The sequence below is a fragment of the Streptomyces sp. Tu 3180 genome (assembly GCF_009852415.1).
Taxonomy (GTDB): Bacteria; Actinomycetota; Actinomycetes; order Streptomycetales; family Streptomycetaceae; genus Streptomyces.
This window is the reverse complement of the sequence record NZ_WOXS01000002.1, coordinates 3,125,813-3,151,411: the sequence shown is the minus strand read 5'-3', so window position 1 is coordinate 3,151,411 and position 25,599 is coordinate 3,125,813. Positions and strand designations below refer to the sequence as shown.

The window sequence follows — 25,599 nt, the reverse complement described above, 5'->3', positions numbered from 1 at the left end:
CAGGGCGGCTCAGGTCCGCCGCAGCGCGAACCACAGCTCCATCCGCACGTCCGGGTCGTCCAGGTCGGCCTCCAGCAGGGCCGCGCACCGCGCGATCCGCTGCCGCACGGTGTTGCGGTGCACGGACAGGGCCACCGCCGTGCGGTCCCAACTGCCGTGCAGGGAGAGCCAGGTGCGCAGGGTGTCGGTGAGCGCGGGGGCGGCCCCCAGCGGCGCGAGGAGCGCGCGGGCGTGGGCGTCCGCGTCGTGCGGGGCGACGAGGTCGGTGAGGGCGGCGGCGCGGGACCCGTGCCGGACCAGCGGGGCGCGGGTGGCGCGGGCCCGGGCCAGGGCGCGGGCCGCCTGGGTGTCGGCGGCCGGCCAGTCGTGCGGGGCGACGGCCGCGCTGACGCCCAGGGTCCAGCCGGGCAGCGCCTGCACGCTCCGCTCGGCCGGCACCAGGACCCGGACGACCTCACCGCACGGGTCCACCAGCGCCGACCCGAGCGCGGCGCCCAGCGCGGAGGCGGCCAGGGAGTCCGGTGCCCGCGCGTTCGGCCGGGCGTGCACCACCTGCCACCGGTCCCCGCCGAGCAGCGGCGCGACCGCCTCCGGCGTGCCGCCCAGCAGGAGCCGCACGAGGGCGGAGGAACGCGCCGCGCCCGTGCCGCTCCGGTGCTCGCCGGTGAGGAGCGAGAGCAGCACGGCGGCCACGGACGCGATGGTGTGGTCCCCCGGGTCCCGCTGCGGGGCGGCGACCCCGAGCACGAAGTCCCGGCCGGCGCCGAGCGCGTAGGCGGCCAGGCGGACGCCGGCGACGGTGTCGGTGGCGGAGGCGGGGCGGCCCGCCGCGGCCTCGTCCACGGGGACGTCCGGGCGGTCCGGCAGGGGGCGGCCCGGCGCGTCCGGACGCCGGGCCGCGGGGGCGCCCCCGCGGCCCCCGGCGCCGGCGGCGGGGCGCACGACCCCCGCCAGTTCCGCCAGGGCCGCCCGCACCTCCTCCCCCTGGTCCCGCCCGGCCGCCGCGAGTTCCGCGCCCTCCGGGCCGTAGAGCACCGCCCGGCCGCCCAGCCGGCGGGCCAGCTGGTGCAGGACGGACGGGACCGGGTCGGGGCGGGCGGCGGCGGTGGCGAGGCTCCGCTGGGCCTCCGTCACGCGGCGCAGCTCGGCCAGGCGGGCCCGGGCCATCAGCTGCCAGACCGCGCGGGCCACGCCCGAGAAGGTGGTCCGCGGCGGCACCTCCAGCAGCGGCAGCCCGTGCGTCCCGCAGGCCTCGACCAGCGCCGCCGGCACCGTGTCGTGCACCGGCGCCAGACCGAAACCGAGCGCCGCGCCGCCCGCCGCCACGATCCGGGAGACGTAGGCGTCGAAGTACCCCGCGCCCGCCCCCTGCGGGATGTGCACGCCCGCCGACAGCAGCAGCTCCCCGCCCAGCAGGTACGGGTACGGGTCCGCCATCTCCGAGGTGTGCGCCCCGTGGACGGCGATGCCGGGGTCGTCCGGCCCGGCGATCCGGCGCAGGCCCAGGTCCTCGCGCGCCAGGAGCGCGTCCAGGGGCACGGGCGGCGTGGGCGGAACCGCGGGGTCCGGCATGATGGACGTTTCCTCCATCCCGTTCGGCCAGAATGGATGAAACGTACACTTCGCAGTCGCTTTTCGGCCACCTAGGGTCGGGGCAGACCGGCAGCCCACGGGTACGGGCGGATGTCCCCGTGGCGAGCGACCGGACGTCTTCCCCCTGCACGACACGCCACCGACAGTGCGCGAAGGAGGCCCCCGTATGGCCGTCGACTACCTGGTCATCGTCGTCTATCTGGCCGGCATGCTGGCCATGGGCTGGTGGGGCATGCGCCGCGCCAAGTCCAAGAGCGAGTTCCTGGTGGCCGGCCGCCGCCTGGGCCCCGCGATGTACTCCGGCACCATGGCCGCCATCGTCCTCGGCGGCGCCTCCACCATCGGCGGCGTGGGCCTCGGCTACCAGTACGGCCTCTCCGGCGCCTGGATGGTCTTCACCATCGGCCTCGGCCTGCTCGCCCTGAGCGTCTTCTTCTCCGCCCGCATCGCCCGGCTGAAGGTCTACACCGTCTCCGAGATGCTCGACCTGCGCTACGGCGGCCGGGCGGGCGTCATCTCCGGCGTGGTCATGTGGGCGTACACCCTCATGCTCGCGGTCACCTCGACCATCGCCTACGCCACGATCTTCGACGTCCTGTTCGACATCAACCGCACCCTCGCGATCGTCCTCGGCGGCTCCATCGTCGTCGCGTACTCCACACTCGGCGGCATGTGGTCCATCACGCTGACCGACATGGTGCAGTTCGTCGTCAAGACGATCGGCGTGCTGCTCCTGCTGCTCCCCATCGCGGTCGTCAAGGCGGGCGGCTTCGGTGAGATGAAGGACCGACTGCCCACCGAGTACTTCGACCCGCTGGGCATCGGCGGCGAGACCATCTTCACCTACGTGCTGATCTACACCTTCGGCATGCTGATCGGCCAGGACATCTGGCAGCGCGTGTTCACCGCCCGCAGCGACCGCACCGCCAAGTGGGGCGGCACCGTCGCCGGCACCTACTGCCTCGCCTACGCCCTCGCCGGCGCCGTCATCGGCACCGCCGCCAAGGTGCTCTACCCGAAGCTCGGCAGCCCCGACGACGCCTTCGCCACCATCGTGAAGGACGAACTGCCCATGGGGGTGCGCGGACTCGTGCTGGCCGCCGCGCTCGCCGCGGTGATGTCCACCTCCTCCGGCGCCCTGATCGCCTGCGCCACCGTCGCCAGCAACGACATCTGGTCACGGCTGCGCGGCATCGTGCGCCCGTCCGGCGAGCAGCACGACGAGGTCAGGGGGAACCGCGCCTTCATCCTCCTCATGGGCCTCGCCGTCATCGGCACGGCGATCGCGCTGAACGACGTCGTCCAGGCGCTGACCGTGGCCTACAACCTGCTCGTCGGCGGCCTCCTCGTGCCGATCCTCGGCGGGCTGCTGTGGCGGCGCGGCACCGCGCAGGGCGCCCTCGCCGCCGTCGCCACCGGCGGTCTGGCCGTCGTCGCCCTGATGGCCGGCTACGGCATCCTCGCCAACGAGCCCGTCTCCTACGGCCTGCTGGCCTCCCTCGCGGCCTACGTCGTCGTCTCCCTGGCGACCCGGCCCACCGACGAGGCCGTCCTGGCCTCCTGGCGCGAACGCCTCGCCGGACGCGCCCCCGTGTCCGAATCCGTGTCCGAACCGGCCCCCGTCGCCCAGTAGAGTCGTCAGGGCAGGCAGTACATACGCGACGAAGCGTAGGAAAGAGAGCAGTCCCCATGAGCAGCAACGAGACGCCCCGCGGCCCCGTCGACTCGTCCCGCATCCCGCGGTACGCCGGTCCCGCGACCTTCGCCCGGCTGCCCCGCCTCGACGAGGTCGGCCGCGCCGACGTCGCCGTGGTGGGCGTACCGTTCGACTCGGGCGTCTCCTACCGGCCGGGCGCCCGCTTCGGCGGCAACGCCATCCGCGAGGCGTCCCGGCTGCTGCGGCCCTACAACCCCGCCCAGGACGCCTCCCCCTTCGCCCTCGCCCAGGTCGCGGACGGCGGCGACATCGCCGTGAACCCGTTCAACATCAACGAGGCCGTGGAGACGGTCGAGGCCGCCGCCGACGACCTGCTCGGCACCGGCGCCCGCCTGATGACCCTCGGCGGCGACCACACCATCGCGCTGCCGCTGCTGCGCTCGGTCGCCAAGAAGCACGGCCCCGTGGCCCTGCTCCACTTCGACGCCCACCTCGACACCTGGGACACCTACTTCGGCGCCGAGTACACCCACGGCACCCCGTTCCGCCGGGCCGTGGAGGAGGGCATCCTCGACACCTCCGCCCTCTCCCACGTCGGCACCCGCGGCCCGCTGTACGGCAAGCAGGACCTCACCGACGACGAGAAGATGGGCTTCGGCATCGTCACCTCCGCGGACGTCTACCGCCGGGGCGCCGACGAGATCGCCGACCAGCTGCGCCAGCGCATCGGCGACCGCCCGCTGTACATCTCCATCGACATCGACTGCCTGGACCCGGCCCACGCCCCCGGCACCGGCACCCCCGAGGCCGGCGGCATGACCTCCCGCGAACTGCTGGAGATCCTGCGCGGACTGGCCTCCTGCAACCTGGTCTCCGCGGACGTCGTCGAGGTGGCCCCCGCCTACGACCACGCGGAGATCACCTCGGTGGCCGCCTCCCACACGGCGTACGAGCTGACCACGATCATGTCCCGCCAGATCGCCGACGCCCGCAAGGAGAACGAGGGCAAGTGACCCACGACCACGACCTGGTGCTCCGCCCGACCGCCGCGCAGACGGAGGCCGCGCTCAACCCCCCTCCCGGCCGCAGCGGCGGAGACCTGGTCGTGGAGACCCTGGCCGGGCTCGGCGCGACCACCGTCTTCGGCCTGCCCGGCCAGCACGCCCTCGGCATGTTCGACGCCCTGCGCCGCTCGGACCTGAGGTACGTCGGCCTGCGCGTGGAGAACAACGCCGGGTTCGCGGCGGACGCGTACGGCCGGATGACCGGTGAGGCCGCCCCGCTGCTGCTGTCGACCGGGCCCGGCGCGCTGACCTCCCTGGCCGCGCTCCAGGAGGCGGCGGCCGCCTCCGCCCCCGTCCTGGCGATCAGCAGCCAGGTCCCGACGGCGGGGCTGGGCGGGGGCCGCCACGGCTACCTGCACGAGCTCCCCGACCAGTCGGCGTCGTTCCGGGGCGTGGTGAAGTCCGTGCACACCGTGCGCACGGCGTCCCAGATCCCGTCCGCGATCGCCGCCGCCTGGAAGTCGGCGCTCACCGCGCCGCACGGCCCGGTGTGGGTGGAGATCCCGCAGGACGTGCTGCTCGCGCAGACGCTGCTGCCGGTGGTGACGGCGATGGACGCCACCCCGGACGAGCTGCCCCCGCGCCCCGAACTGACCGCGCTGGCCGCCCACCTGCTGGCGAACGCCGCCCGCCCGGCGATCGTCGCGGGCGGGGGAGTGGTCCGCGCGGACGCCTCCGGCAAGCTGAGGCAGCTCGCCGAGCGGATCCAGGCCCCGGTGGTCACCACCCCCGGCGGCAAGGGCGCGTTCCCCTGGACGCACCCGCTGTCGCTGCAGTCCTGGATGGAGGACCGGCACACGACCGACTTCCTGGAGGACGCGGACGTCCTCCTGGTGGTGGGGTCGGGGCTGGGCGAACTCTCCTCGAACTACCACACGTTCAAGCCGCGCGGCCGGGTCGTCCAGATCGAGGCCGACCTCGGCAAGCTGGAGTCCAACCACCCGGGCCTCGGCATCCACGCCGACGCACGCCTCGCCCTCCAGGCGCTGCTGGAGACGGTGCCGCCGCGCGAGGACGCCACGGCACCGGAGCGCGTCCGCGCGCTGCTGGCGAAGGTCGCCGAACGCATCGCCGCCCAGGAACTCACCCTGGAACAGCAGGTCCTGACGGCGGTCCGCCGGGCCCTGCCCGCCGACTCGCCCTCCTTCTGGGACATGACGATCCTGGCCTACTGGGCCTGGTCCGCCTTCGACGCCAAGGGCCCCAACCACCTGCACTCCGCCCAGGGCGCGGGCGGCCTCGGCTACGGCTTCCCGGCCGCCCTCGGCGCGGCCGTCGCCGACCCCACCCGCCCGGTGCTGGCGGTCTCCGGGGACGGCGGCGCCCTGTACTCCATCGCCGAACTGGCCACCGCCCGCCAGTACGACCTCGACGTCACCTGGCTCATCGTCGACGACGGCGGCTACGGCATCCTGCGCGAGTACATGACCGACGCCTTCGGCGAGCCCACGGCGACGGAACTGACCCGCCCCGACTACGTGGCGCTCGCCGAGTCGTTCGGGGTCCCGGGGGTCCGTACGACCCCCGAGACCCTGGAGCGGGACCTCGCGGAGGCCCTGGCGGCACCGGGCCCGTCCGTCGTCGTGCTCCCGGCGCTCCTGCGGATGTTCGCACCGACGCACGGGGAGTGAGCCCGGGCGCCGTCCGGGTCGGTGACGAGGTGACGGTCGTCGTCGCCGGGATCGACCGGCGCAGGCGCACGGTGACCCTGACGCGCGGCCGCGCGCCCTCCGCCGCCGAGTCGTGGCCCGGGGACTGAGCACCGGCACCGGGTCGTCCGGGGTCCCGGGGGTCCGCACGGCTCCGGGCCCCGGAGCGCCGGCCGCGCGAGGGCGCTGCCGGCGCTCCGGGGCCGGGGCCGGCCGGTCAGCAGCCGCCCGGGCCGACCCCGTCGATCCGCCCGCCGAAGTCGCCGAGGTAGCGGGAGCGCCAGTCGCCGTTGAAGACGTCCCGCTTCTCGGTCGGCTGCCAGTTCACGAAGCAGGCCCGGGTGCTCGCCACGAACGAGCCGACGTGGTCGTGGAGGCGGGGCGGCATGTCGCGGTAACCGCTGCGCGCGGTCCACTCCCAGTAGTCGCCGTCGAAGCCCTCGCCGCTCCAGAAGCACACCGACCCGTCGGGACAGGACGGGGGCGCGGCCGGAGCGGCGGACGCCGCGTGGGCCGGCAGCAGGAGCGAGGTCAGGGCGAGGACGGCGGCGAGGGACCAGGAACGAGTCTTCACGGCACTCTCCATCAAGGCGTCGCGGAAGCGTGGAAGCGCCCCGGCGGACGTGCCGGGGCGCTTCCATGCTCGCGGCGGATCGGGGCCGATCGGCCCGGGGCGCCGTCCACACCACCTGATGGAGCGAACCGGAGGCTCGGCGGGGTGCTGGTCGCCGAGCGGTGGGCGCGCACGCGCGGGGGCGTGCGGGCCCGGGGCACCGCCGCCGGTTCCGCCGCCACCGGATCGCCCCCCCGGGGCCGCCGGGCGGGGGACGCCCGTGGTCGTCCCGCGGCGGGGGCGGTTCGCCGGTGGCCGTCCTGCGGTGAGGGCGGTTCGCCGGTGGCCGTCCTGCGGTGAGGGCGGTTCGCCCCGCGGTCGCCCTGCGTCACCCCGCCGGCATCGACCGGCTGGTCACGGGCGGCCCGGGGCGAGCGCCCGCGTCACCGCTCCCCTGACCGCCGGCAGGCCGCACCGGGTCTCACCGCGCGCCGGTGGACCAGGGGGCGAGCAGGTCGCGGAGCAGTTCGGCGAAGGCGTTGTCCAGTGTGTTCTCCCGGACCTCGTCGCCCACGGCCTCGGGGCAGAGGGCGGCGGGCCGGGCGATCCACAGGATCTTCCAGGGCCGGGAGCCCAGTTCGGGATCGCCCCAGACGCCGCCGCGCGGGCAGAGGGGGTGCAGTACGTCGCTGACGCGTTCCGTCGCGGTCTGCACCAGCGGGCCCTCGGTCGCCGTGCAGGCCGCCGAGAAGGCCTCGGGCGAGGTCCGCGCGACGGCGGCCGTGGTCGGGTGACGGCGAACGGTCCGCACGACCTCCGTCAGGTGCGCGGTGATCCCCGGAACGGTGCCGTCACTCGGACGGACGCGCTGCGCCGTGTCGAAGGCCTGCGCCACCTCCGTCCGCAGCGCGCGCAGATGCAGGGCGGAGGCGGACTTCCAGTTGGCGTAGAGGAAGTTGCGCGTGGTTCCGCAGCCACGTGCGACGGCGGTCAGGGACACGTCCAGGCCGCCGGTGCGCATGAGGGTGCGCACGGTGTTGATCACGTGCCCCGTGCTGTGGGGGTTGTGGCCGTAGGCGAATCGCGAGCTCATGGGGGACACCCTGGGGAAAAAGGGTGAGCAGTGGGCGGGGCAACGCCCGTTGGCCACTCGGATGAGCGAGGTGTGGACGGTGGAGGTGGATGTGTTGACGGTTTTCGGGTGAGGGGGTCAGTTCTTGAGGGCGGTGATGAACGACGTCCAGCCCGCCGCCGAGAACACGACCGCCGGCCCGTCCACCACCTTGGAGTCCCGAACCGCCACACCGGCAAGGTGGTCGTCGACCACCTCGAGGCAGCTGCCCGCTTCGTTTCCGCTGTACGACGACTTACGCCAACCACTGAGCGTCGCGGCGTCGGCTATGGTCCGGTCGGTCATCGTGTCCGTAGTCCTTCGCTGTGGCCTTCATGACGGCAAGCGACTCGCGCAGCGGGAGTGCGTCGCTCAGTGCGAGATGGTAGGCGCCCTGCAACTGTTCGACGACGGCCGGGACGTCATGAACCTTGGCCACCCGTACACCCTCGGAGTAGGCCACGGGGGGTTGGTCCTCGAACCACATCAGACTCAGCATGCCCTGCATGACGGGATAGGCGCCCGTCCCGCGAGGCATGACATGAGCGCGGATGCGGCCTCCCTCGACCAGGTGCACCAGGTGCATGAGCTGCTCCGCCATGACATCGGGACCGCCCACCACACGATGCAGCAGGCCTTCGTCCAGGAGGGCCCAAAAGACGGGCGTGGTGGGATCATCGAGGATTTTCGCCCGCTCAAGACGTGTGACAAGGCGCCTGTCACGTTCCTCGTCACTCAGAGGAGGGAACGTCGTGCCGAGGACGGCTCGCGCGTACCTCTCCGTCTGCAGGACTCCCGGTACGAACGTGACCGCGGATTCCCGGATCATGACCGCCTGTTGTTCGAGCTGCCGTGCCGTCTCGAAGTAGTCGGCGACCGCGGCGTGCTGCTCGGGCAGGAAGCTGCTCAGCACGTTCCCCGTGTTCAGCGCCGCGTCCAGCCGGCGCGCGTCCTCCTTCGACGGCACCCGGCGGCCCGCCTCGATGTGGGCGATGTGCGAACGCGTCATGATCGCCATGTCGGCCAACTGCTGCTGCGTCAGCGCCGCCGCCTCGCGCTGCTCCCTCAGCCAGTCCCCGTAGGTGCTGCCCATCGCGTCAACCCCCTTGCGACAAACGCTCTGTCACCAGCTCCCCTCTGGCGAGCCCAACCGCACCCGTCTCACTCTGTATCCGTATCGCCACGCAAGGCGACGCCCCGCGGCCGGAGGACCGGCCCGGGGGCGCGCTCGTCGACGCACCGGAGGAGCCGACGACATGAAAGCCCGCCTCACCCACTTCGCCCGCCTCGCCGATCCCCTGCCGCGGCTTCTACCGCGGCTTCTTCCGCCCGGCCGGGGGCGGCACCGGCGCTCCGCCCCTCCGCCCGTCCCGCCGCTGCTCTCGCCGGGCGTCGCACCGGGCGTCGAACCGCCGGCCGTCGCGCGGGCCGGGGCCCGCCGTCTCCGCGGCGAGGACACCGCCCCGGTCCGGCCCCGCCCCGTGGCGCACGGGTGCCGGGAAGAGGCGCGGCGGCAGCGCGCCCGGCGCCGTGCGCTGTGGCTCGCCGTCCACGGCGTCGACGTGGGGCCGCGGGTCATCCACGGCGTGGAGGTGACGGCATGACGAACGCCGACCACGACCTGCGCCTCCTGCCCTGGACGGGGACGGACGGCAAGCCCTGCTACCTCGTCACGGACGGGTCCGGCCACCTCTCCCGCCGCGCCGACGCCGTCGAGCAGGTGCAGCTCGACATGGCCGACGACCTCCTCGGCCACGCGGCGGACCTGCTCGCCGACCGCCGCGCGACCGCGGACCAGCTCCGGTTCCTGCTCGCGCGCATGCGCGAGTCGCTGACCGACGTGCGTCGGATCGCCGAGAGCCGGGGTGCCCGCCTGGCTACCAGATCGACTCGACCCACTCCGGGTGGTCGATGAACGGGTTGCGGTTGTGCTGGTAGGAGTCGTGGATGACGTTGTTGCGGCGCTGTTCGAACGTGCTCGGCGGGTCCTCCTGGTGCCACTGCTTCAGGACCGACAGGCGGCCGTGGTACGGGTTCGTGCCGTTGGTGACGGAGTCGTTGGGCTCCAGGTCGGGCCAGCCGTCGGTGCCCTCGTAGCGCACGGCCATGTAGAGGATCATGCGGGCCACGTCGCCCTTGACGGCGTCGCGGGGCTCGAAGGAGTTGGAGTCGGTGAGGCTGCCGCCGCTGTTGGCGAACGAGCCGCCGCCGTTGTCGAAGTCCTTGTTGCCGCGGATGGAGTTGACCTGGACGTCCTCGGGGCGCAGGTGGTGCAGGTCGGTGCCGGGACCGGTGGACGTGCCGAAGTCGCCGTGGGACTTGGCCCACACGTGCTCCCGGTTCCAGTCGCCCGTGTCGCCGCCGTTGAGGGACTTGCTGCGGGAGATGCCCGAGTACAGCAGGATCACGTTGTTGCTGTTGTTCGGGTCCTGGTCGGTGACCTTCAGGGCCTCCCAGACGGCCGAGTACGAGATCTTCGTCTGGTCGCTGATGATCGTGTGCAGGGAGTCCTTGAGCGCCGGGCCGGACTTGCCGACGGCGTCGGCGTAGTAGGTGTCGTCGTACGCGGTGGTCGCCGTGCCGGCGGTGGTCGCGGCGCCGGCGGAGGGCGCGGTCAGCGCGGGGACGGTGAGACCGACCAGGACGGCCGAGGTCGCCAGGGCGAGGCTCTTCCAGCGGCGGCGTATGGGTGTCACGGGCATGTGGGGACGTCCGATCTACGCGAGTTGATGGAGCGGCGGTCGGCAGCGTGACATGGACATGTATGCATGGGGGTGAAGAAGAGGTGTCGGTCGTGTGTCGGTACGCGGTGACGTGCCGTCACCCGGCCGCCCTACGGTGGCGCCATGCGCCTGAGAACCCTCCTCGCCACCACCACCGCGGCCCTCGCCGCCGCCGGCTGCCTGACCGCCGCCGGGCCCGCGAACGCCCGGCCGCACGAGCCGCGCCACGCCTGCTCGCCGTCCGTCTCCGTCGACCGCTTCTCCGACGCGCTCGACAAGACGACGTACGGGGGCACCTTCGTCGGCAACCTCTCCGCGCTCGCCGTCGACGGGGACGGCTCGCTCGCCGCCCTCTCCGACCGTTCCGCCCTGTTCCGGCTGGACGCCGGGAGCCTCGAGCCCGAGGGAGTCGTCCCGCTCGCCGACGAGAACGGGGGCGCGCTCGACTCGGAGGGGCTGGTCATCGACCTCCCCCGCTCCCGGCTCCGCCCGAGCGGGGGGACCCCCGTCGGCACCCTGCTCGTCAGCTCCGAGACCGAGCCGGCCGTCCGCCGCCACGCCCGCGACGGCCGCGTCCTCGACCGGCTCCCCGTCCCGGACGCCCTGAAGACCGCCCCGGCGGGCCGTGCCCGCTCCAACGGCACCTTCGAGGGGCTGACCCTGCTCCCCGGCGGCCGCACCCTGCTGGCCTCCATGGAGTACGCGCTGACCGGGGACGACGCGGACACCGTCCGCTTCCAGACCTGGCAGCGGCACCGGGACGGGTTCCGGCTCGGGGCGCAGTACGCCTACCGCGTCGATCCCGGCCTCGGGGTCCCGGAGGTCACCGCGCTCCCCGACGGCCGCCTCCTCGTCCTCGAGCGCGGCTTCACCTCCGGCGTCGGCAACACCGTCCGGCTCTACCTGGCCGACCTCCGCCGGGCGACCGACACCCGCGGGATCGAGCGGCTGACCGGACAGCCCGGCGTGCGGCCGGTCGGGAAGACCCTGCTCGCCGACCTCGTGGACTGCCCCTCCCTCGGCGCCACCGCCGGGCAGCCCCAGCCCAACCCGCTCCTCGACAACATCGAGGGCATGGTGATCACCGGCCGTGCCCACGACCGCCTGAAGGTGCTCCTGGTCAGCGACGACAACCAGAACGGCGTCCAGACCACCCGCTTCTACGCTCTGCGCGTACGGGTCCGTTCATGACGGAGGGATGAAATCCGCTTCTGTCGGCGTTGGTGCCTTCCGGTAGATCAGGACGATCGGAGGGCACCCGCGTGACAGCGCAACGGGGATGGGCACGGCGACTGACCGGATACGCGTGGCGTCATCCCCGGGACGTCGTCCTGGCTCTCGGCTCCTCCCTCGGCGGCATGGCCGTGATGGCGCTGGTCCCGCTGATCACCAAGGTGATCATCGACGACGTGATCGGCGACCACAGCCGCGCCATGCTCCCCTGGGCGGGCGCCCTGATCGGTGCCGCCCTCGTCGTCTACGTCCTCACCTACGTCCGCCGCTACTACGGCGGGCGGCTCGCCCTCGACGTCCAGCACGACCTGCGGACCGAGATGTACGGGACGATCACCCGGCTCGACGGCAGACGCCAGGACGAACTGAGCACCGGGCAGGTCGTCGGCCGCGCCACCAGCGACCTCCAGCTGATCCAGGGCCTGCTCTTCATGCTGCCGATGACCATCGGCAACCTCCTGCTGTTCCTGATGTCCCTCGTGATCATGGCGTGGCTGTCGCCGGCGCTCACCCTGGTCGCCCTCGCCGTCGCCCCCGCCCTGTGGTGGATCGCCAGGCGCAGCCGCACCCGGCTGCACCCCTCCACCTGGTACGCCCAGGCCCAGGCGGCCGCCGTCGCCGGCGTGGTCGACGGCGCGGTCAGCGGCGTCCGCGTGGTGAAGGGCTTCGGGCAGGAGGAGCAGGAGACCGGCAAGCTGCGCGAGGTCGGACGCCGGCTGTACGCCGGGCGGCTGCGCACCATCCGGCTGAACTCCCGGTACACCCCCGCCCTCCAGGCCGTCCCCGCCCTCGGCCAGGTGGCGATGCTGGCGCTCGGCGGCTGGCTCGCCGTGCGCGGGAACATCACGCTGGGCACGTTCGTCGCCTTCTCCACCTACCTCGCCCAGCTCGTCGGCCCGGTCCGGATGCTGGCGATGGTCCTCACCGTCGGGCAGCAGGCCCGTGCGAGCACCGAGCGCGTCCTGGAACTGATCGACACCGAGCCGTCCCTGACCGACGGCACCAGGGAACTGCCCGCCGACGCCCCCGCGACCGTCGAGTTCGACGACGTCTCCTTCGGCTACGACCCAGGGCGCCCCGTCCTCGACGGCCTCTCCTTCGAGATCCGCCCCGGCGAGACCCTCGCCGTCGTCGGCTCCTCCGGCTCCGGCAAGTCCACCGTCTCCCTGCTCCTGCCGCGCTTCTACGACGTCACGCGCGGCGCGGTCCTCGTCGGCGGCCACGACGTGCGCGAGCTGACCACCGAGTCCCTGCGGGCGGCGATCGGGCTGGTCCCGGAGGACTCCTTCCTCTTCTCCGACACCGTGCGCGGCAACATCGCCTACGGCCGTCCGGACGCCACCGACGAGCAGATCGTCGCCGCCGCCCGCGCGGCCCAGGCCCACCGGTTCATCACCGAGCTGCCCGACGGCTACGACACCACCGTCGGCGAGCACGGCCTGACCCTCTCCGGCGGCCAGCGCCAGCGCATCGCCCTGGCCCGCGCGATCCTCACCGACCCGCGCCTGCTGGTCCTGGACGACGCGACCTCGGCCGTGGACGCGCGCGTCGAGCACGAGATCCACGAGGCGCTGAAGGAGGTCATGCGGGGCCGCACCACCCTGCTGATCGCCCACCGCCGCTCCACCCTGGGCCTCGCCGACCGCATCGCCGTCCTCGACGCCGGCCGGCTCGCCGACATCGGCACCCACGACGAGCTCCAGCGGCGCTGCGCCCTGTACCGCAGGCTGCTCACCGACCCCGACGAGCTGGGCGCGGTCTCCCCGGGCCACACCCCGCCCGCCGGACCCCAGGAGGAGGACACCTCCGTCCGCGCGGAGCTGGACGCCGAGTTCGACGCCGAGCGCGGGGTCACGCCCCGGCTGTGGACCGGCGACCGCGAGCCCAGGGACACCGCCCTGTCCGGCACCCCGGCCACCCCGGAACTCCTCGCCCAGGTCGAGGCGCTGCCCCCGGCGACCGACGTCCCCGACGTCGACGAGGCACGCGCCGTCCGGCCGGAGGACTCCTACGGCCTGCGCCGCCTGCTGCGCGGCTTCGGCCTGCCGCTCCTGGCCAGCCTCGGGCTCGTCGCCGTGGACGCCGGCGCGGGCCTGCTGCTGCCGGTGCTGGTCCGGTACGGCATCGACCAGGGCGTCACCCGGGCCGCCCTCGGCGCGGTCTGGGCCGCCTCGCTGTTCGCCCTGCTCACCGTGGTCGCCCAGTGGGCGGCGCAGACCGGCGAGATCCGGATGACCGGGCGCACCGGCGAACGCGTCCTGTACGCGCTCAGGCTGAAGATCTTCGCCCAGCTCCAGCGGCTCGGCCTCGACTACTACGAGCGCGAGCTGACCGGCCGGATCATGACCCGGATGACCACCGACGTCGACGCCCTGTCGACGTTCCTGCAGACGGGCCTGGTGACGGCGTTCGTCTCGGTGGTCACCTTCCTCGGCATCATGATCGCCCTGCTGGTGATCGACGTGCAGCTCGCGCTCGTCGTGTTCGCCACCCTGCCGCTGCTGGTCGTCGCCACGTACTTCTTCCGCCGGGCCAGCGTGAAGGCGTACGAGCTGGCCCGCGAGCGCGTGTCCGTGGTCAACGCCGACCTCCAGGAGTCGGTGTCCGGGCTGCTGATCGTGCAGGCCTTCCGCCGGGAGCGGGACGGCGGGCGCCGGTTCGCCGAGCGCAGCGCGAGCTACCGCGCCGCCCGCGTCCGGGGCCAGTGGCTGATCTCGGTGTACTTCCCGTTCGTGCAGCTCCTGTCCTCGGCGGCGGCGACCGCGGTGCTGGTCGTGGGCGGCGCCCGGGTCGACGACGGGACGCTGACGACCGGTGCGCTGGTGGCGTACCTGCTCTACATCGACCTGTTCTTCGCCCCCGTGCAGCAGCTCTCCCAGGTCTTCGACGGCTACCAGCAGGCGTCCGTCTCGCTCGGCCGCATCCAGGAGCTGCTGCGCGAGCCGACCTCGACCGGGCCCGCCGACCGGCCGGCCGACGTGTCGTCCCTGCGCGGGGAGATCGCCTTCGAGGACGTGCGCTTCGCCTACGGGACCGGTGACGAGGCCGAGGAGGCGCTCGGCGGGATCGACCTGCGCATCCCCGCCGGGCAGACCGTCGCCTTCGTCGGCGAGACCGGCGCCGGCAAGTCCACCCTGGTCAAGCTGGTGGCCCGGTTCTACGACCCCACCGCCGGCCGGATCACCGTCGACGGCACGGACGTGCGGGACCTGGACCTCACGGCGTACCGGCACCGGCTCGGCGTCGTCCCGCAGGAGGCGTACCTCTTCCCCGGGACCGTCCGCGACGCCATCGCCTACGGCCGCCCGGACGCCACCGACGCAGAGGTGGAGGCGGCGGCCCGCGCGGTCGGCGCGCACGAGATGATCGCCACCCTGGAGGGCGGCTACCTGCACGAGGTCGCCGAGCGCGGCCGCAACCTCTCCGCCGGCCAGCGCCAGCTGATCGCACTGGCCCGCGCCGAACTCGTCGACCCCGACATCCTGCTGCTCGACGAGGCCACGGCCGCGCTCGACCTGGCCACCGAGGCCCAGGTCAACCAGGCCACCGACCGGCTGGCGGGCCGCCGCACCACCCTGGTCGTCGCCCACCGCCTGACCACCGCCGCCCGCGCCGACCGGGTGGTCGTCATGGACCGCGGACGGGTCGCGGAGGACGGCACGCACGAGGAGCTGCTGGCCCGCGGCGGGCGGTACGCCGAGCTGTGGCGGACGTTCGTCGGGCAGGCCGAGCCGGAGGAGCCGGTCGGCGCCCGGCGCTGACGTGACCTTTGTGACGGGTGCGCAACCGTTCGACACGCGTCGTGCGTCCGTACACCCGTACGTCGTCGATCGCGGCAGGCGCGGTACGGGAGGAACGACAGTGGGAAGTGGAGCGATACGCCGGCGACTCGCGCTCGGCACGGCCGTGCTGACCGCCGCGGGGCTGCTCGCCGTCGCCGCGCCGGGCGACGCGCACGCCGCCGCGCCCTGCCCCGGACGCAAGGTCCGCACCCTGCCGTTCTCCACCGGCTCCGTGGTCGTCTACAAGCGCGGCGGCTACGTCTGCGCCGTCACCCTCGCCGCGAAGCCCGGCGTCACACGGAAGATGTCGGTGAGCCTGCGGGCGCGCGGCGGGCGGCCGGTCGTCGACGAGGGCCGCTTCAGGTACCACGCCGGCCCGGTGACCGTGCACGCCGGCCGCCGCTGCGTCTGGGTGAAGGGCCGGGTGGGCAAGGGATCGGTCAGCTCCGGCTGGATCCTGTGCTGACGGGTGGGCCGACGCGGTCGCCGACACGGGCGCCGATACAGGGTTTTCCCCATGTCCCCTGGTGCTGCGGGGAGTTGGTCCGCTAGCTTCCGGCGCACATCTGTCTCACAGGGGAGTGCGCATGCGCAAGGCGCTCAGATGGCTGCTGGCGCTCACGGTGCTCATAGGCACCATGGGCACGGCCGGAGCGGCCACCGCCGCCGAGCCGGAGGCCACCGGCACCACCGACATCAAGGAGAGACTGCTCTCCGTACCGGGCATGAGCCTGATCGAGGAGAAGCCCTACACCGGTTACCGCTTCTTCGTCCTCAACTACACCCAGCCGGTCGACCACCGCAGGCCCGGCAAGGGCACGTTCCAGCAGCGGATCACCGTGCTGCACAAGGACACCGCACGGCCGACCGTCTTCCACACCGGCGGCTACAGCGTGTCCACCACGCCCCGCCGCAGCGAGCCGACCCAGATCGTGGACGGCAACCAGGTCTCCATGGAGTACCGCTTCTTCACCCCCTCCCGGCCCGACCCGGCCGACTGGTCCAAGCTGGACATCTGGCAGGCCGCCAGCGACCAGCACCGCATCTTCGAGGCGCTGAAGAAGATCTACCCCCAGAACTGGATCTCCACCGGCGGCTCCAAGGGCGGCATGACCGCCACCTACTACGAGCGCTTCTACCCGCGCGACATGGACGGCGTCGTCGCCTACGTCGCCCCCAACGACGTGGTGAACAAGGAGGACTCGGCCTACGACCGCTTCTTCGCGAACGTCGGCACCGAGGAGTGCCGCGACCGGCTGAACGCGGTGCAGCGCGAGGCGCTGGTGCGCCGCGCGCCGCTGGAGGAGAAGTACGAGGCGTACGCCGCCGAGAACGGCTACACCTTCGACACCATCGGCAGCCTGGACCGGGCGTACGAGGCCGTCGTCCTCGACTACGTGTGGGGCTTCTGGCAGTACAGCACGCTGAAGGACTGCGAGCAGATCCCGGCCGACGCGAAGAACGCCACCGACGACGAGATCTGGACCTCGATCGACACGATCTCCGGCTTCTCGTTCTACACCGACCAGGGCCTGAGCCCGTACACGCCGTACTACTACCAGGCCGGCACGCAGCTGGGCGCGCCGACGATCCACTTCCCGCACATCGAGAAGAAGTACGTCCGCTACGGCTACCAGCCGCCGCGCAACTTCGTGCCCCGCTCGATCCCGATGGAGTTCGAGCCGCGGGCCATGCGGGACGTCGACACCTGGGTCCGCCACAACGCGCGGCACATGCTGTTCGTCTACGGCGAGAACGACCCGTGGGGCGCCGAGCCGTTCCGTCTCGGGCACGGCGCGCGTGACTCCTACGTCCTCACCGCCCCCGGCATGAACCACGGCGCCAACGTGGCCGGTCTGGTCGAGAAGGAGAGGGCGTTCGCCACGGCCCGCATCCTCGAGTGGGCGGGCGTCGCCCCGAGCGCGGTCCGGGAGAACCCGGCGGCGGCCGAGCCGCTGGCGAAGTTCGACGCCAAGCTGGACAAGCGCGGCGTCGAGCACGAGCGGACGCTGCGCCCGTAGGCGCACCGGCGGGGCGGGACTACACCGGGCGGGCGCAGCCCACCGGTGACGTGCCGCCGAGCCGCACGTAGAGGGCCGTGGACGCCGGGCACTCGGACCGGGCGTCCACGGCCTTCGTCACCTCGTACTCGGGCGCGTGCCTCCCCGTGCCGTCGCACGCCGTCTCCCGGACCTTGCCGTCGCCCAGGGTGTAGACGCAGTCGCCGACGATGGTGCGCGGACCGCCCCCGCCGCCCGGATCGCCCGGGTGCGGCGGCTGGAGGCTGCGCATGCAGGCGTAGCCCTGCGGCACCGCGCCGTCGCCGTCCTCGTCGGAGGAGGGGCGCTGCTCGCTGATGTGCAGCACGAAGTCCGTGGTCGCCGGGCAGCGCGGTCCGTCGCGCACGGTGCCGTCGTGGCGGGCGACCACCCGGGCCGCGGCCCGTTCGCCGGCGCAGGACACCTCGGTGAAGCTGGTCCGGCCGAAGGAGCTGCACTCGTCGACCGCGAGGAACACCGCCCCGTACCCGGACGGCCGGGCCGGCGCCGGCGACGCGGCCGCCGTGCGCCGCTCGCCGAGGCGGCCGTCCTCCCCGGTCCCGCCGTCCGGCGCGCTCCGGCAGCCCGTCAGCAGGGCCGCGAGCACGCACAGCGCCACCGGACAGGTTCTCACCCGCATGGTCATCCCCCGAACACTCCCGTCCAGCGTGGCCCGCCGCGACGGGACACGCCAGACATGTGGGGTGCTTTGCGCATATGGGGGGCGGTGTGCCGGGTGCGGGACGTACGGGCGCTACGCCGGGTGCGCTACGCCGGGCGCGCGGCGCCCGTGGGTGGCGTCTAGTACCGCAGCCCGTGCCCGACGGGGTACAGCACCGTCGCCGGGTCGTCCGCCCGCTGCACCGGCACCGGCAGCGTCCCGCGCGGCCCCACGCGGCCCGCGATCACCCGTGCCGCCGCCCGCAGTTCCACGTCGGTCCAGGAGTACGTCGCGAGGTACGCCGGGACGCCGGGCAGGTGGGCCACGTCGTACGGGTTGCGGATCGCCACCGCCACCACGGGCGTGCCGGTCGCCAGGAGCTGCTCGACCAGCGCCTTCTGACTGCTGCTCGCCGTGACGTTGTACGTCCCGACGACCACCGCGTCCGCGTCCCGGGCCGCCGCCACCGCCTTGGCGACGGTCGCCGCGGACGGTGCCGTGCCGGTGGACAGGGCGGTGGCCGTGAAGCCCAGCTCGGTCAGCGCGCCCGCGAGCACACCGGTCGGCGGTCCGGTCGTACCGGACGGGGAGGCCGGGTCGGCGCCGACGACGAGCAGCTTCGGCCGGCTGCGCCGCGACAGCGGCAGCAGACCGCCCTCGTTGACCAGCAGGGTGGTGGTGCGTTCGGCGATCCGGTCGGCCGCGGCCAGGTGCGAGCGGGTGCCGACGGTGCGGTCGACGCCCTCGTGGGTGACGTACGGGTCCTCGAACAGGCCCAGCTTCGCCTTCAGCCGCAGGATGCGCAGGATCGACTCGTCGAGCCGGGACTCGGTGAGCTCGCCGTCCCGCACGGCCTTCAGGACGGCGTTCCAGGCGACGTCCAGCGAGGGCGGGTTGAGGAGCTGGTCCACGCCCGCCTTCAGCGCCAGCACCGGCACCCGGTCGTCGCCGTACTTGGTGCGGACGCCCTCCATGCCGAGGGAGTCGGTGACCACGACCCCGTCGTAGCCGAGCTCCTCGCGCAGGATGCCGGTGAGGATCGGGCGGGAGAGGGTGGCCGGGTCCTCGGAGCCGTCGAGGGCCGGGACGACGATGTGGGCCGTCATGATCGAGTCGATGCCCGCGGCGACCGCGGCCTCGAACGGCGGCGCGTCGAGCCGCTCCCACTGCTCGCGGGTGTGGTGGATGTACGGGAGCTTGGCGTGGCTGTCGTCGACCGTGTCGCCGTGCCCGGGGAAGTGCTTGGCGGTCGCCGCGACCCCCGAGCGCTGGTACCCGGCGACCTCGGCGGCCACCAGCCGTGCCACCGCGTCCGGGTCGGAGCCGAAGGAGCGGACGCCGATGACCGGGTTGGCCGGGTTGACGTTCACGTCGGCCACCGGGGCGTAGTCCTGGCGGATGCCCAGCGCCCGCAGTTCGCGCCCGGCGATCCGGCCGAGGGTGCGGGCGTCGGACCGCGAGCCGCCCGCGCCGACGGCCATCGCGCCGGGGAACAGGGTGGCGGGCTCGCCCACGCGGGCCACGATGCCGTGTTCCTGGTCGGTGGAGATGAGCACCGGCAGTCCGCGCGGCAGGCCGAGGGACGCCTTCTGGATGCCGTTGGAGAGGTCGGCGATCTGGTGCGGCGCGCGGGTGTTGTGCGCCCAGGCGAAGTAGATGATGCCGCCGACCCGGTACCTGGCGAGCAGTTCGGCGGCCGTGCGGACGCCGATCTCCTTGAGGTTGGCGTCGATGTCGGCCTGGTCCGGTTCGGTGGCGGAGTGGCCGTACACCCGCATCACGAACAGCTGGCCGACCTTCTCCTCCAGCGTCATCCGGGAGACGAGGGCGCGCAGCCTTCTGTCGTCGGGGGCGGAGGGGCCGGCGGCGTGGACGGTGCCGCCGGCCGCCAGGGCGGTGCCGGCGGCCGCCGTCGCGGCGAGGACGGCGCGTCTGGACGGACGTGCGGTGTTTCCCGTGCTTCCCGTGCTGCTGTCGGGCACGTGCGCTCCTTTGGGAGGTGATCCGCGGGGACCGGGGATCCACTGAAGGAAACTGCCAGGAGGTCACCAATATCCGGGAAGTTTCTGCCAGTCAAGGGAACGCACAGCAACCGGCGAGGGGCCGTCATCGGCGCGGTCGGAGGGGGCGCGCCGATGACGGCGTGCTGCCGGCCGCGGCACGGCGGAGAGGGTAGGTCAGCGATCGCAGCCAGCAGCGAGGGCCGACACCGCACCACGGAGACTCATCCGGCAGCCTGACCGTGGGACGGGCGGCGGCGCGGACGGGTTCCCCGGTCGCGGCGGATTCCCCGAAGTCGGGAGCGGGGGGCCGGGTGGGGTCAGCGGGGCGTGTGCGCCGACACCCCGGGCCAGTGCGCGCGCAGGGTGCGGACCGTCTCCGCGATCGCCGGGCGGCGGGCCGCGCCCGTGCGCCACAGCGCGTACAGCCGCCGTACGGGCATCGGGTCGAGCGGCACCTCCACCACCCCCTCGGGCAGCGGGCCGCGCCCCAGCCGGGGGATCAGCGCGATGCCGAGCCCGGCCGCGACCAGGGCGACCAGGGTCGGGTTCTCGTCGGCCTGGTGGACGATCTCCGGCTCGTGCCCGGCGGCGCGCAGGGTGCGCACCAGCCACTCGTGGCAGACCCGCCCCGGCGGCTGGCAGATCCACCGCTCGCCGCCCAGCTCCTCGCGCCGCACCGCCGTGCGCCCCGCGAACGGGTGCCCCTCGGGCACCAGCAGGTCGCACAGGTCGTCCCCGATGACCGCCTGCTCCACGTTCGCCGGGGCCGGCAGCGGCGCGATGTCCCAGTCGTGCGCGACGACCAGGTCGACCGCGCCCTTGGCCACCAGGTCCACGGACAGGTGCGGGTCGATCTCGGTGAGCCGGGTGTCGAGCGCGGGGTGCCGCCGGGCCAGGTCGGCCAGCACCGGCGGCATGAGGCCGCGCGCCGCCGACGCGAACGCCGCGACGGTCAGCCGCCCGGCCGGCACCCCGCGCCGCTCCTCCAGTTCGGTCTCCGCGCGCTCCACGATGGCCAGCAGCTCCCGCGCGGCCGCGACGAGCTGGTGCGCCTCGTCGGTCAGCCGCACGCCCCGGCCCTCCCGTTCCAGCAGGACGGTCCTGGTCTCCCGCTCCAGCTTGGCGATCTGCTGGGAGACGGCGGAGGAGGTGTACCCGAGCGCCACGGCGGCGGCGCCGACGGTGCCGTGGACGGAGACGGCGTGCAGGGCGCGCAGGCGCTGGAGGTCGAGCATGACGGCTCCCGGATCGGTTAGCGGCGCTTCATCCAACCATGCAGGAATCGTCGCTGGTGCTGAAGTGTGGCGGGCGGTGATCCTCGACGTATGCGACCTTCCCACCTGCTGCTGGCCGTCCTCGTCGCCGCCGTCTGGGGCGTGAACTTCACCGTCATCAAGATCGGGCTCGACCACTTCCCGCCGCTGCTCTTCTCCGCCCTGCGCTTCCTCGTGGCGGCGCTCCCCGCGGTGTTCCTCGTGGGGCGGCCCAAGGTGGCGTGGAAGTGGATCGCCGGGGTGGGGCTGGCGCTGGGGGTGGCCAAGTTCGGGCTGCTGTTCGTCGGCATGGACGCGGGGATGCCGGGCGGGCTGTCGTCCCTGGTGCTCCAGGTCCAGGCGGTGTTCACGGCCCTGTTCGCCTTCGCGCTCCTCGGCGAACGCCCCTCCCGCGTCCGCCTCGTGGGCATGGCGGTGGCGCTGGCGGGGATCGGCGTCGCCGCGGCCGACGAGGGCGCCTCGGGCCCGCTCGGCGGCTTCGCCCTGGTCGTCGCGGCGGCGGCCTGCTGGGGCGTCTCGAACATCCTGACCCGCAGGGCGGCGCCCCCGGACGCCCTGAACTTCATGATCTGGGTGAGCACGGTGCCGGTGCTCCCGCTGCTGGCCCTGTCGCTCCTGCTGGAGGGACCCGAGCGGGACCTCGAGGCGCTGGCCGGCCTGGACTGGCAGGGCGCGGGCACGGTGCTCTTCGTGGCCTGGGTCGCCACGGTGTTCGGCTTCGGCGCCTGGGGCTGGCTGCTGCGCCGTCACCCCGCCTCCACGGTCGCGCCCTTCTCGCTGCTGGTCCCGGTCTTCGGGATGTCGTCGGCCGCGCTGTTCCTGGGCGAGTCGGTGACCCCGCTCAGGTGGTGCGCGGCGGGGCTGCTGGTGGGCGGGGTGGCGATGGCGTCGGTGACGCGGCGCCCCCCGGCTCCCGCGGTTCCCGCCGCGGGCGCCCCGGCGCCGGAGGCGGCCGCCGGCCGGTCGTGAGGGGGAGGGCCGGGGCGGCTCACCGCCCGTCCGGCACGCCGTCGCGCGGGTCCGGCGTGCCCGCGCCGGCGCGCAACTCCGGTGTGCCCGCGCCGACCCAGGCCACCGCGAGCAGGCACAGCAGACCGCCCGTCACCAGGGCCGCCGCCCCCGAGGTCGCGCCGGCCACCAGCCCGGCGCGCACGTTGCCGAGGTGCGGACCGGCCTGCCCGACGATCGTCTCGGCGGCCGTGACCCGGCCCAGCAGGGCGTCGGGCGTACGGGTCTGCACGATCGTGGTGCGGGAGAGCACCGACAGGGCGTCGGCCGCGCCGGCCAGGACCAGCAGCCCCAGGCCCACCCACGGGCTGCTCACGAGGCCGAACGCGGCCAGGGCGGCACCCCAGGCGCCCGCGCCCCAGAGCATCACGAGACCGGGGCGGCCCCGGTGGGTCACCGCGCCGGACAGCGCGGACGCCAGGACGCCGCCGACCGCGAGCGCCGACAGGAACAGGCCGAGCGTGCGCGGATCACCGCCGAAACGCTCGTCGTTGACGAGGGGGAAGAGACTGACGGGCATCGACAGGACCGTCACGGCGAGGTCGGTGACGAGCGCGCCGCGCACCACCCGGTGGCCGGCCAGGAAGCGCAGGCCGTCCAGCACCCCGTGCAGACCCGCCCGCGACGGCTCCCCCTCGGGCGGCAGCGCGGGCAGGCCGAACGCGCCGTAGAAGGAGAGGAGGAAGCTCAGCGCGTCGAGCAGGTAGCAGACGCCGATGCCGAACCAGCCGAGCAGCAGGCCCCCGAGCGCGGGGCCGACGAGCATCATCGCCTGGCCGGTGACCTGGTGGAGCGCGAGCCCGGAGGCCACCTGCTCCTTGGGCAGCAGCCGCGGGACGAACACCCCGGCCGCGGGAGCGCCGACCGCCGCGCAGGCGGACTGCGCCGCGACCAGGGCGAGCACCCCGGCCACCGGGACGTGCCCGGTGAAACCCTGCACCGCGAGCAGCAGCGAGCAGACCGCCTGGCCGGCCGTCGCGGCCAGGTAGATCCGGCGCCGGTCGCCCCGGTCGGCCCAGGCCCCGGCGAACAGCCCGAAGCAGACCATCGGCAGCGCCTGCGCGAGACCCACCGCGCCGCTCCAGGCCGCGCTGTGCGTCATCTCCCAGACCTGGTACATGACGGTGACCATGGTCATGAAGCTGCCGAGCACGGACACCGTCCGCCCGATCAGCAGGCGCCGGAAGACCGGGGACGTGCGCAGGGGCCGCACGTCGATCAGGGCGCGGGCGAGGCTCACGACGGGACGGCGGGGAGGGGGACGGGCTGGGGCACGCGCGGACGCTACCCGTTCGTGCGCGGTCCGGGCGAGTGAAATTCGGCGCGGGCCCGCCCGGCGGCCGGCTCCCGCGGCGCCGGCGCGTCAGGCCGGGTCGTTCGTCACGCCGAGTCGTTGAGGAGGCGGGCCAGGTGCGCGCGGCCGGGGGCGAGGAGACCGGGGAGCGGTGCGGCGTCGGCGTACCAGCGCTTCTCGTACTCCCAGCACAGCCAGCCGTCCCAGCCGTGCCGGGAGAGGACCTCCACGCAGTCGGCCAGGGGCAGGACGCCGGCGCCGAGGGGGAGCGGGGCCGTGTCGTCGGCGGAGGCGACGTCCTTGACCTGGACGTAGCCGAGGTGGGGGGAGAGGGCCGCGAAGCTCTCCGCGGGCTGTTCGCCGCCGAGCCAGGTGTGCATCACGTCCCACAGGGCGCCCACCTGGCGGTGGCCGACCAGTCCGAGGATCCGCATCGCGTCGGCGGCGGTGCGGTGCGAGTCGTGGGTCTCCAGCAGGATGCGGACGCCGAGGTCGGCGGCGTACTCGGCGGCCGTGCCCAGCCGGCGGGCGGCCGTCGCGTCCGCCTCCTCGGGGCTCTGCCCGGGGGCGCCGCCGGGGAAGACGCGGACGGCGAGGGCGCCGAGGTCGCGGGCGAGGTCGAGCTGGGAGCGGATCTCGGTGAGGACCGGTTCGTCGTCCCCCGGCGCGGCGACCCGGGTGTACCCGGCGAGGCCCAGCACCTCGACGCCGGCCTCCTTGAACCCGTCGGCGACGCGGGCGCGTTCGGCGGGGGTCAGGCCGGGGTGGACCGGTTCCTCGGGGTGGGTGCGCAGTTCGACGCCGTGGTAGCCGTGCTCGGTCGCCAGGCGCAGCACGTCGGGCAGGGGCAGGCCGGGGACGCCGAGGGTGGAGAACGCCAGCTTCATGGGTACGGACACTACCCGCGATCCCCGGTGTGATTCCTTCCCGTCACCCGGGTGCCGCGCACAGGTCCAGGCGCCAGTCCTGGCCGACCAGGTCCCTGCCGAAGGAGTGGTGGGGCCTCTCGCCGGTCAGGACGAATCCGTGACGCAGGGAGAGGCGGCGGGTGGCGGACAGGACGTCGTTGGTCCACAGGACCAGGTCGCGGTGGCCGGCCTCGCGGGCGAAGCCGACGACCGCCCGGACGAGCCGGTCGCCGACGCCCAGGCCGCGGGGCGCCGTCCGTCCACGGGAGCGGCGCCCCGGCGGGGCCGCGGATCAGGCCCCGCCCGCTCCCCCCGGGGTCGCCGGGCGGTAGACGCAGACCTGGGCGCCCGTCTCGGCGGCGGTCGTGGAGACCAGTTCGAACGGGCGCTTCGCGCCGTCGGCGGGGAAGATCGACTTGCCGCCGCCGAGGATCACCGGCATCACGATCAGCTGGAGCTCGTCCACCAGGTCCTCGCCCAGGAGGGTGCGGACGAGGGAGGGGCTGCCCATCATCGCCAGGTCGCCGCCCCCGGTGCCGCGCAGCTCGCGGATCCGGGCGACGGCCTCCCCGGCGGGGATGAGCCGGGTGTTGTTCCAGGTCAGGTCGGACTCGCCCAGCGTGCCGGAGACGACGTACTTCGGCAGGCTGTTCATCCGGTCGGCGAACGGGTCCCCGGCGCGCTCGGGCCACGCCCCGGCCATCGTCTGCCAGGTGCGACGTCCGAACAGCAGCGCCTCGGCCTTGCCCAGCCCCGCGTCGAAGGCGCCGCCGAGCACCTCCGGGTCGAAGTACGGGTGCGACCAGCCACCGTGCGCGAAACCGCCGTCGGTGTCCTCCTGGGGGCCGCCGGGGGCCTGCACGACACCGTCGAGGCTGATGAACTCGGTGACCACGATGCGCATGACTGCTGCTCCTGTTCGCTCGCTGAGGCGATGACGGAAGGACAGACCGGCGCCGGCGGCGGAACTCATCGGTGCGGCCGGATCGCGTTCCACCCCGGAGCGGTCGGCGGTCGGCGCATCCGCGCCGGCCCCGGACGACGCGT

At 74.0% G+C, this 25,599-nt stretch carries 23 protein-coding genes and 1 pseudogene; 11 read left to right on the top strand and 13 right to left on the bottom strand.

Annotated features, from left to right (window positions below; all coding sequences use genetic code 11):
* Positions 1-9: 9 nt before the first annotated feature.
* Entirely contained in the window at positions 10-1,572 is a 1,563-nt protein-coding gene (locus tag GL259_RS15085; protein WP_208026472.1) for a PucR family transcriptional regulator, read from the bottom strand.
* Between the two features lie 187 nt (positions 1,573-1,759).
* Here GL259_RS15085 and GL259_RS15080 point away from each other — a divergent pair, with 187 nt between their 5' ends.
* The 4 genes from GL259_RS15080 to GL259_RS39325 are packed head-to-tail and all read left to right on the top strand — an operon-like array spanning position 1,760 to position 6,073.
* The gene (locus tag GL259_RS15080) at positions 1,760-3,226 is read left to right on the top strand and encodes a sodium:solute symporter (RefSeq protein ID WP_159533033.1); all 1,467 of its coding nucleotides are present in this window, start codon (positions 1,760-1,762) and stop codon (positions 3,224-3,226) included.
* Positions 3,227-3,282: 56 nt separating this feature from the next.
* Positions 3,283-4,263: an agmatinase gene (speB, locus tag GL259_RS15075; RefSeq protein ID WP_159533031.1), complete on the top strand. Its 981-nt coding sequence runs from the start codon at positions 3,283-3,285 to the stop codon at positions 4,261-4,263.
* The gene (locus GL259_RS15070) at positions 4,260-5,945 is read left to right on the top strand and encodes a thiamine pyrophosphate-binding protein (RefSeq protein WP_159533029.1); all 1,686 of its coding nucleotides are present in this window, start codon (positions 4,260-4,262) and stop codon (positions 5,943-5,945) included. The genes speB and GL259_RS15070 overlap by 4 nt, the downstream gene beginning before the upstream one ends.
* Positions 5,942-6,073 (top strand): hypothetical protein, encoded by a 132-nt coding sequence (locus GL259_RS39325; protein WP_279578623.1) that lies wholly within the window; start codon positions 5,942-5,944, stop codon positions 6,071-6,073. The genes GL259_RS15070 and GL259_RS39325 overlap by 4 nt, the downstream gene beginning before the upstream one ends.
* A 107-nt stretch (positions 6,074-6,180) precedes the next feature.
* On the opposite strand, the gene GL259_RS15065 is transcribed toward GL259_RS39325, so the two are convergent.
* From GL259_RS15065 to GL259_RS15050, 4 genes are all read right to left on the bottom strand, one after another.
* Complete coding sequence (locus tag GL259_RS15065; RefSeq protein WP_243762308.1) at positions 6,181-6,537, bottom strand: peptidase inhibitor family I36 protein; 357 nt, start codon at positions 6,535-6,537, stop codon at positions 6,181-6,183.
* A 460-nt stretch (positions 6,538-6,997) separates the two neighbouring features.
* A complete protein-coding gene (locus GL259_RS15060; RefSeq protein ID WP_159533025.1) occupies positions 6,998-7,609 on the bottom strand; it encodes a hypothetical protein in 612 nt (203 codons plus the stop codon).
* A 117-nt stretch (positions 7,610-7,726) separates the two neighbouring features.
* Positions 7,727-7,933, bottom strand: coding sequence for a DUF397 domain-containing protein (locus tag GL259_RS15055; protein ID WP_159533023.1), 207 nt, complete (start codon positions 7,931-7,933; stop codon positions 7,727-7,729).
* Positions 7,884-8,720 (bottom strand): helix-turn-helix transcriptional regulator, encoded by an 837-nt coding sequence (locus GL259_RS15050; protein ID WP_159533021.1) that lies wholly within the window; start codon positions 8,718-8,720, stop codon positions 7,884-7,886. The genes GL259_RS15055 and GL259_RS15050 overlap by 50 nt, the downstream gene beginning before the upstream one ends.
* A 163-nt stretch (positions 8,721-8,883) precedes the next feature.
* Between GL259_RS15050 and GL259_RS15045 the strand changes: the two genes are divergently transcribed.
* On the top strand, positions 8,884-9,231 hold the full coding sequence (locus GL259_RS15045) for a hypothetical protein (RefSeq protein ID WP_159533019.1): 348 nt from the start codon (positions 8,884-8,886) through the stop codon (positions 9,229-9,231).
* Positions 9,228-9,542, top strand: coding sequence for a hypothetical protein (locus tag GL259_RS15040; protein ID WP_159533017.1), 315 nt, complete (start codon positions 9,228-9,230; stop codon positions 9,540-9,542). The genes GL259_RS15045 and GL259_RS15040 overlap by 4 nt, the downstream gene beginning before the upstream one ends.
* On the opposite strand, the gene GL259_RS15035 is transcribed toward GL259_RS15040, so the two are convergent.
* Entirely contained in the window at positions 9,505-10,329 is an 825-nt protein-coding gene (locus tag GL259_RS15035; protein ID WP_159533015.1) for an endonuclease, read from the bottom strand. The genes GL259_RS15040 and GL259_RS15035 overlap by 38 nt on opposite strands.
* A gap of 144 nt (positions 10,330-10,473) precedes the next feature.
* Here GL259_RS15035 and GL259_RS15030 point away from each other — a divergent pair, with 144 nt between their 5' ends.
* From GL259_RS15030 to GL259_RS15015, 4 genes are all read left to right on the top strand, one after another.
* Positions 10,474-11,541, top strand: coding sequence for an esterase-like activity of phytase family protein (locus GL259_RS15030; RefSeq protein ID WP_159533013.1), 1,068 nt, complete (start codon positions 10,474-10,476; stop codon positions 11,539-11,541).
* Between the two features lie 71 nt (positions 11,542-11,612).
* A complete protein-coding gene (locus GL259_RS15025) occupies positions 11,613-15,344 on the top strand; it encodes an ABC transporter ATP-binding protein (RefSeq protein ID WP_159533011.1) in 3,732 nt (1,243 codons plus the stop codon).
* Between the two features lie 100 nt (positions 15,345-15,444).
* On the top strand, positions 15,445-15,831 hold the full coding sequence (locus GL259_RS15020) for a hypothetical protein (RefSeq protein ID WP_159533009.1): 387 nt from the start codon (positions 15,445-15,447) through the stop codon (positions 15,829-15,831).
* A gap of 121 nt (positions 15,832-15,952) precedes the next feature.
* Positions 15,953-17,386 carry a S28 family serine protease gene (locus GL259_RS15015; RefSeq protein ID WP_159533007.1) on the top strand — a complete coding sequence of 478 codons (1,434 nt, stop codon included), beginning with the start codon at positions 15,953-15,955 and terminating at the stop codon, positions 17,384-17,386.
* A gap of 19 nt (positions 17,387-17,405) precedes the next feature.
* Here GL259_RS15015 and GL259_RS15010 read toward each other — a convergent pair whose 3' ends face one another.
* The 3 genes from GL259_RS15010 to GL259_RS15000 all read right to left on the bottom strand — a co-directional run bounded on the left by GL259_RS15010 (position 17,406) and on the right by GL259_RS15000 (position 21,303).
* Positions 17,406-18,044 (bottom strand): hypothetical protein, encoded by a 639-nt coding sequence (locus GL259_RS15010; protein ID WP_159538657.1) that lies wholly within the window; start codon positions 18,042-18,044, stop codon positions 17,406-17,408.
* 161 nt (positions 18,045-18,205) lie between these two features.
* The gene (locus tag GL259_RS15005; protein WP_159533005.1) at positions 18,206-20,047 is read right to left on the bottom strand and encodes a glycoside hydrolase family 3 protein; all 1,842 of its coding nucleotides are present in this window, start codon (positions 20,045-20,047) and stop codon (positions 18,206-18,208) included.
* A gap of 338 nt (positions 20,048-20,385) precedes the next feature.
* Positions 20,386-21,303, bottom strand: a complete 918-nt coding sequence (locus GL259_RS15000; protein WP_159533003.1) for a LysR family transcriptional regulator — start codon at positions 21,301-21,303, stop codon at positions 20,386-20,388.
* A gap of 90 nt (positions 21,304-21,393) precedes the next feature.
* Here GL259_RS15000 and GL259_RS14995 point away from each other — a divergent pair, with 90 nt between their 5' ends.
* Positions 21,394-22,311, top strand: coding sequence for an EamA family transporter (locus tag GL259_RS14995; protein ID WP_159533001.1), 918 nt, complete (start codon positions 21,394-21,396; stop codon positions 22,309-22,311).
* A 19-nt stretch (positions 22,312-22,330) separates the two neighbouring features.
* On the opposite strand, the gene GL259_RS14990 is transcribed toward GL259_RS14995, so the two are convergent.
* The 4 genes and pseudogenes from GL259_RS14990 to GL259_RS14980 all read right to left on the bottom strand — a co-directional run bounded on the left by GL259_RS14990 (position 22,331) and on the right by GL259_RS14980 (position 25,456).
* Complete coding sequence (locus GL259_RS14990) at positions 22,331-23,590, bottom strand: MFS transporter (RefSeq protein ID WP_159532999.1); 1,260 nt, start codon at positions 23,588-23,590, stop codon at positions 22,331-22,333.
* Positions 23,591-23,730: 140 nt separating this feature from the next.
* The gene (locus GL259_RS14985) at positions 23,731-24,531 is read right to left on the bottom strand and encodes a sugar phosphate isomerase/epimerase family protein (protein ID WP_159538655.1); all 801 of its coding nucleotides are present in this window, start codon (positions 24,529-24,531) and stop codon (positions 23,731-23,733) included.
* A gap of 43 nt (positions 24,532-24,574) precedes the next feature.
* Positions 24,575-24,799: pseudogene (locus tag GL259_RS38720) on the bottom strand (MarR family transcriptional regulator); the annotation flags it as partial.
* A gap of 45 nt (positions 24,800-24,844) precedes the next feature.
* A complete protein-coding gene (locus GL259_RS14980) occupies positions 24,845-25,456 on the bottom strand; it encodes a dihydrofolate reductase family protein (protein ID WP_159532997.1) in 612 nt (203 codons plus the stop codon).
* Between the last annotated feature and the right edge of the window lie 143 nt (positions 25,457-25,599).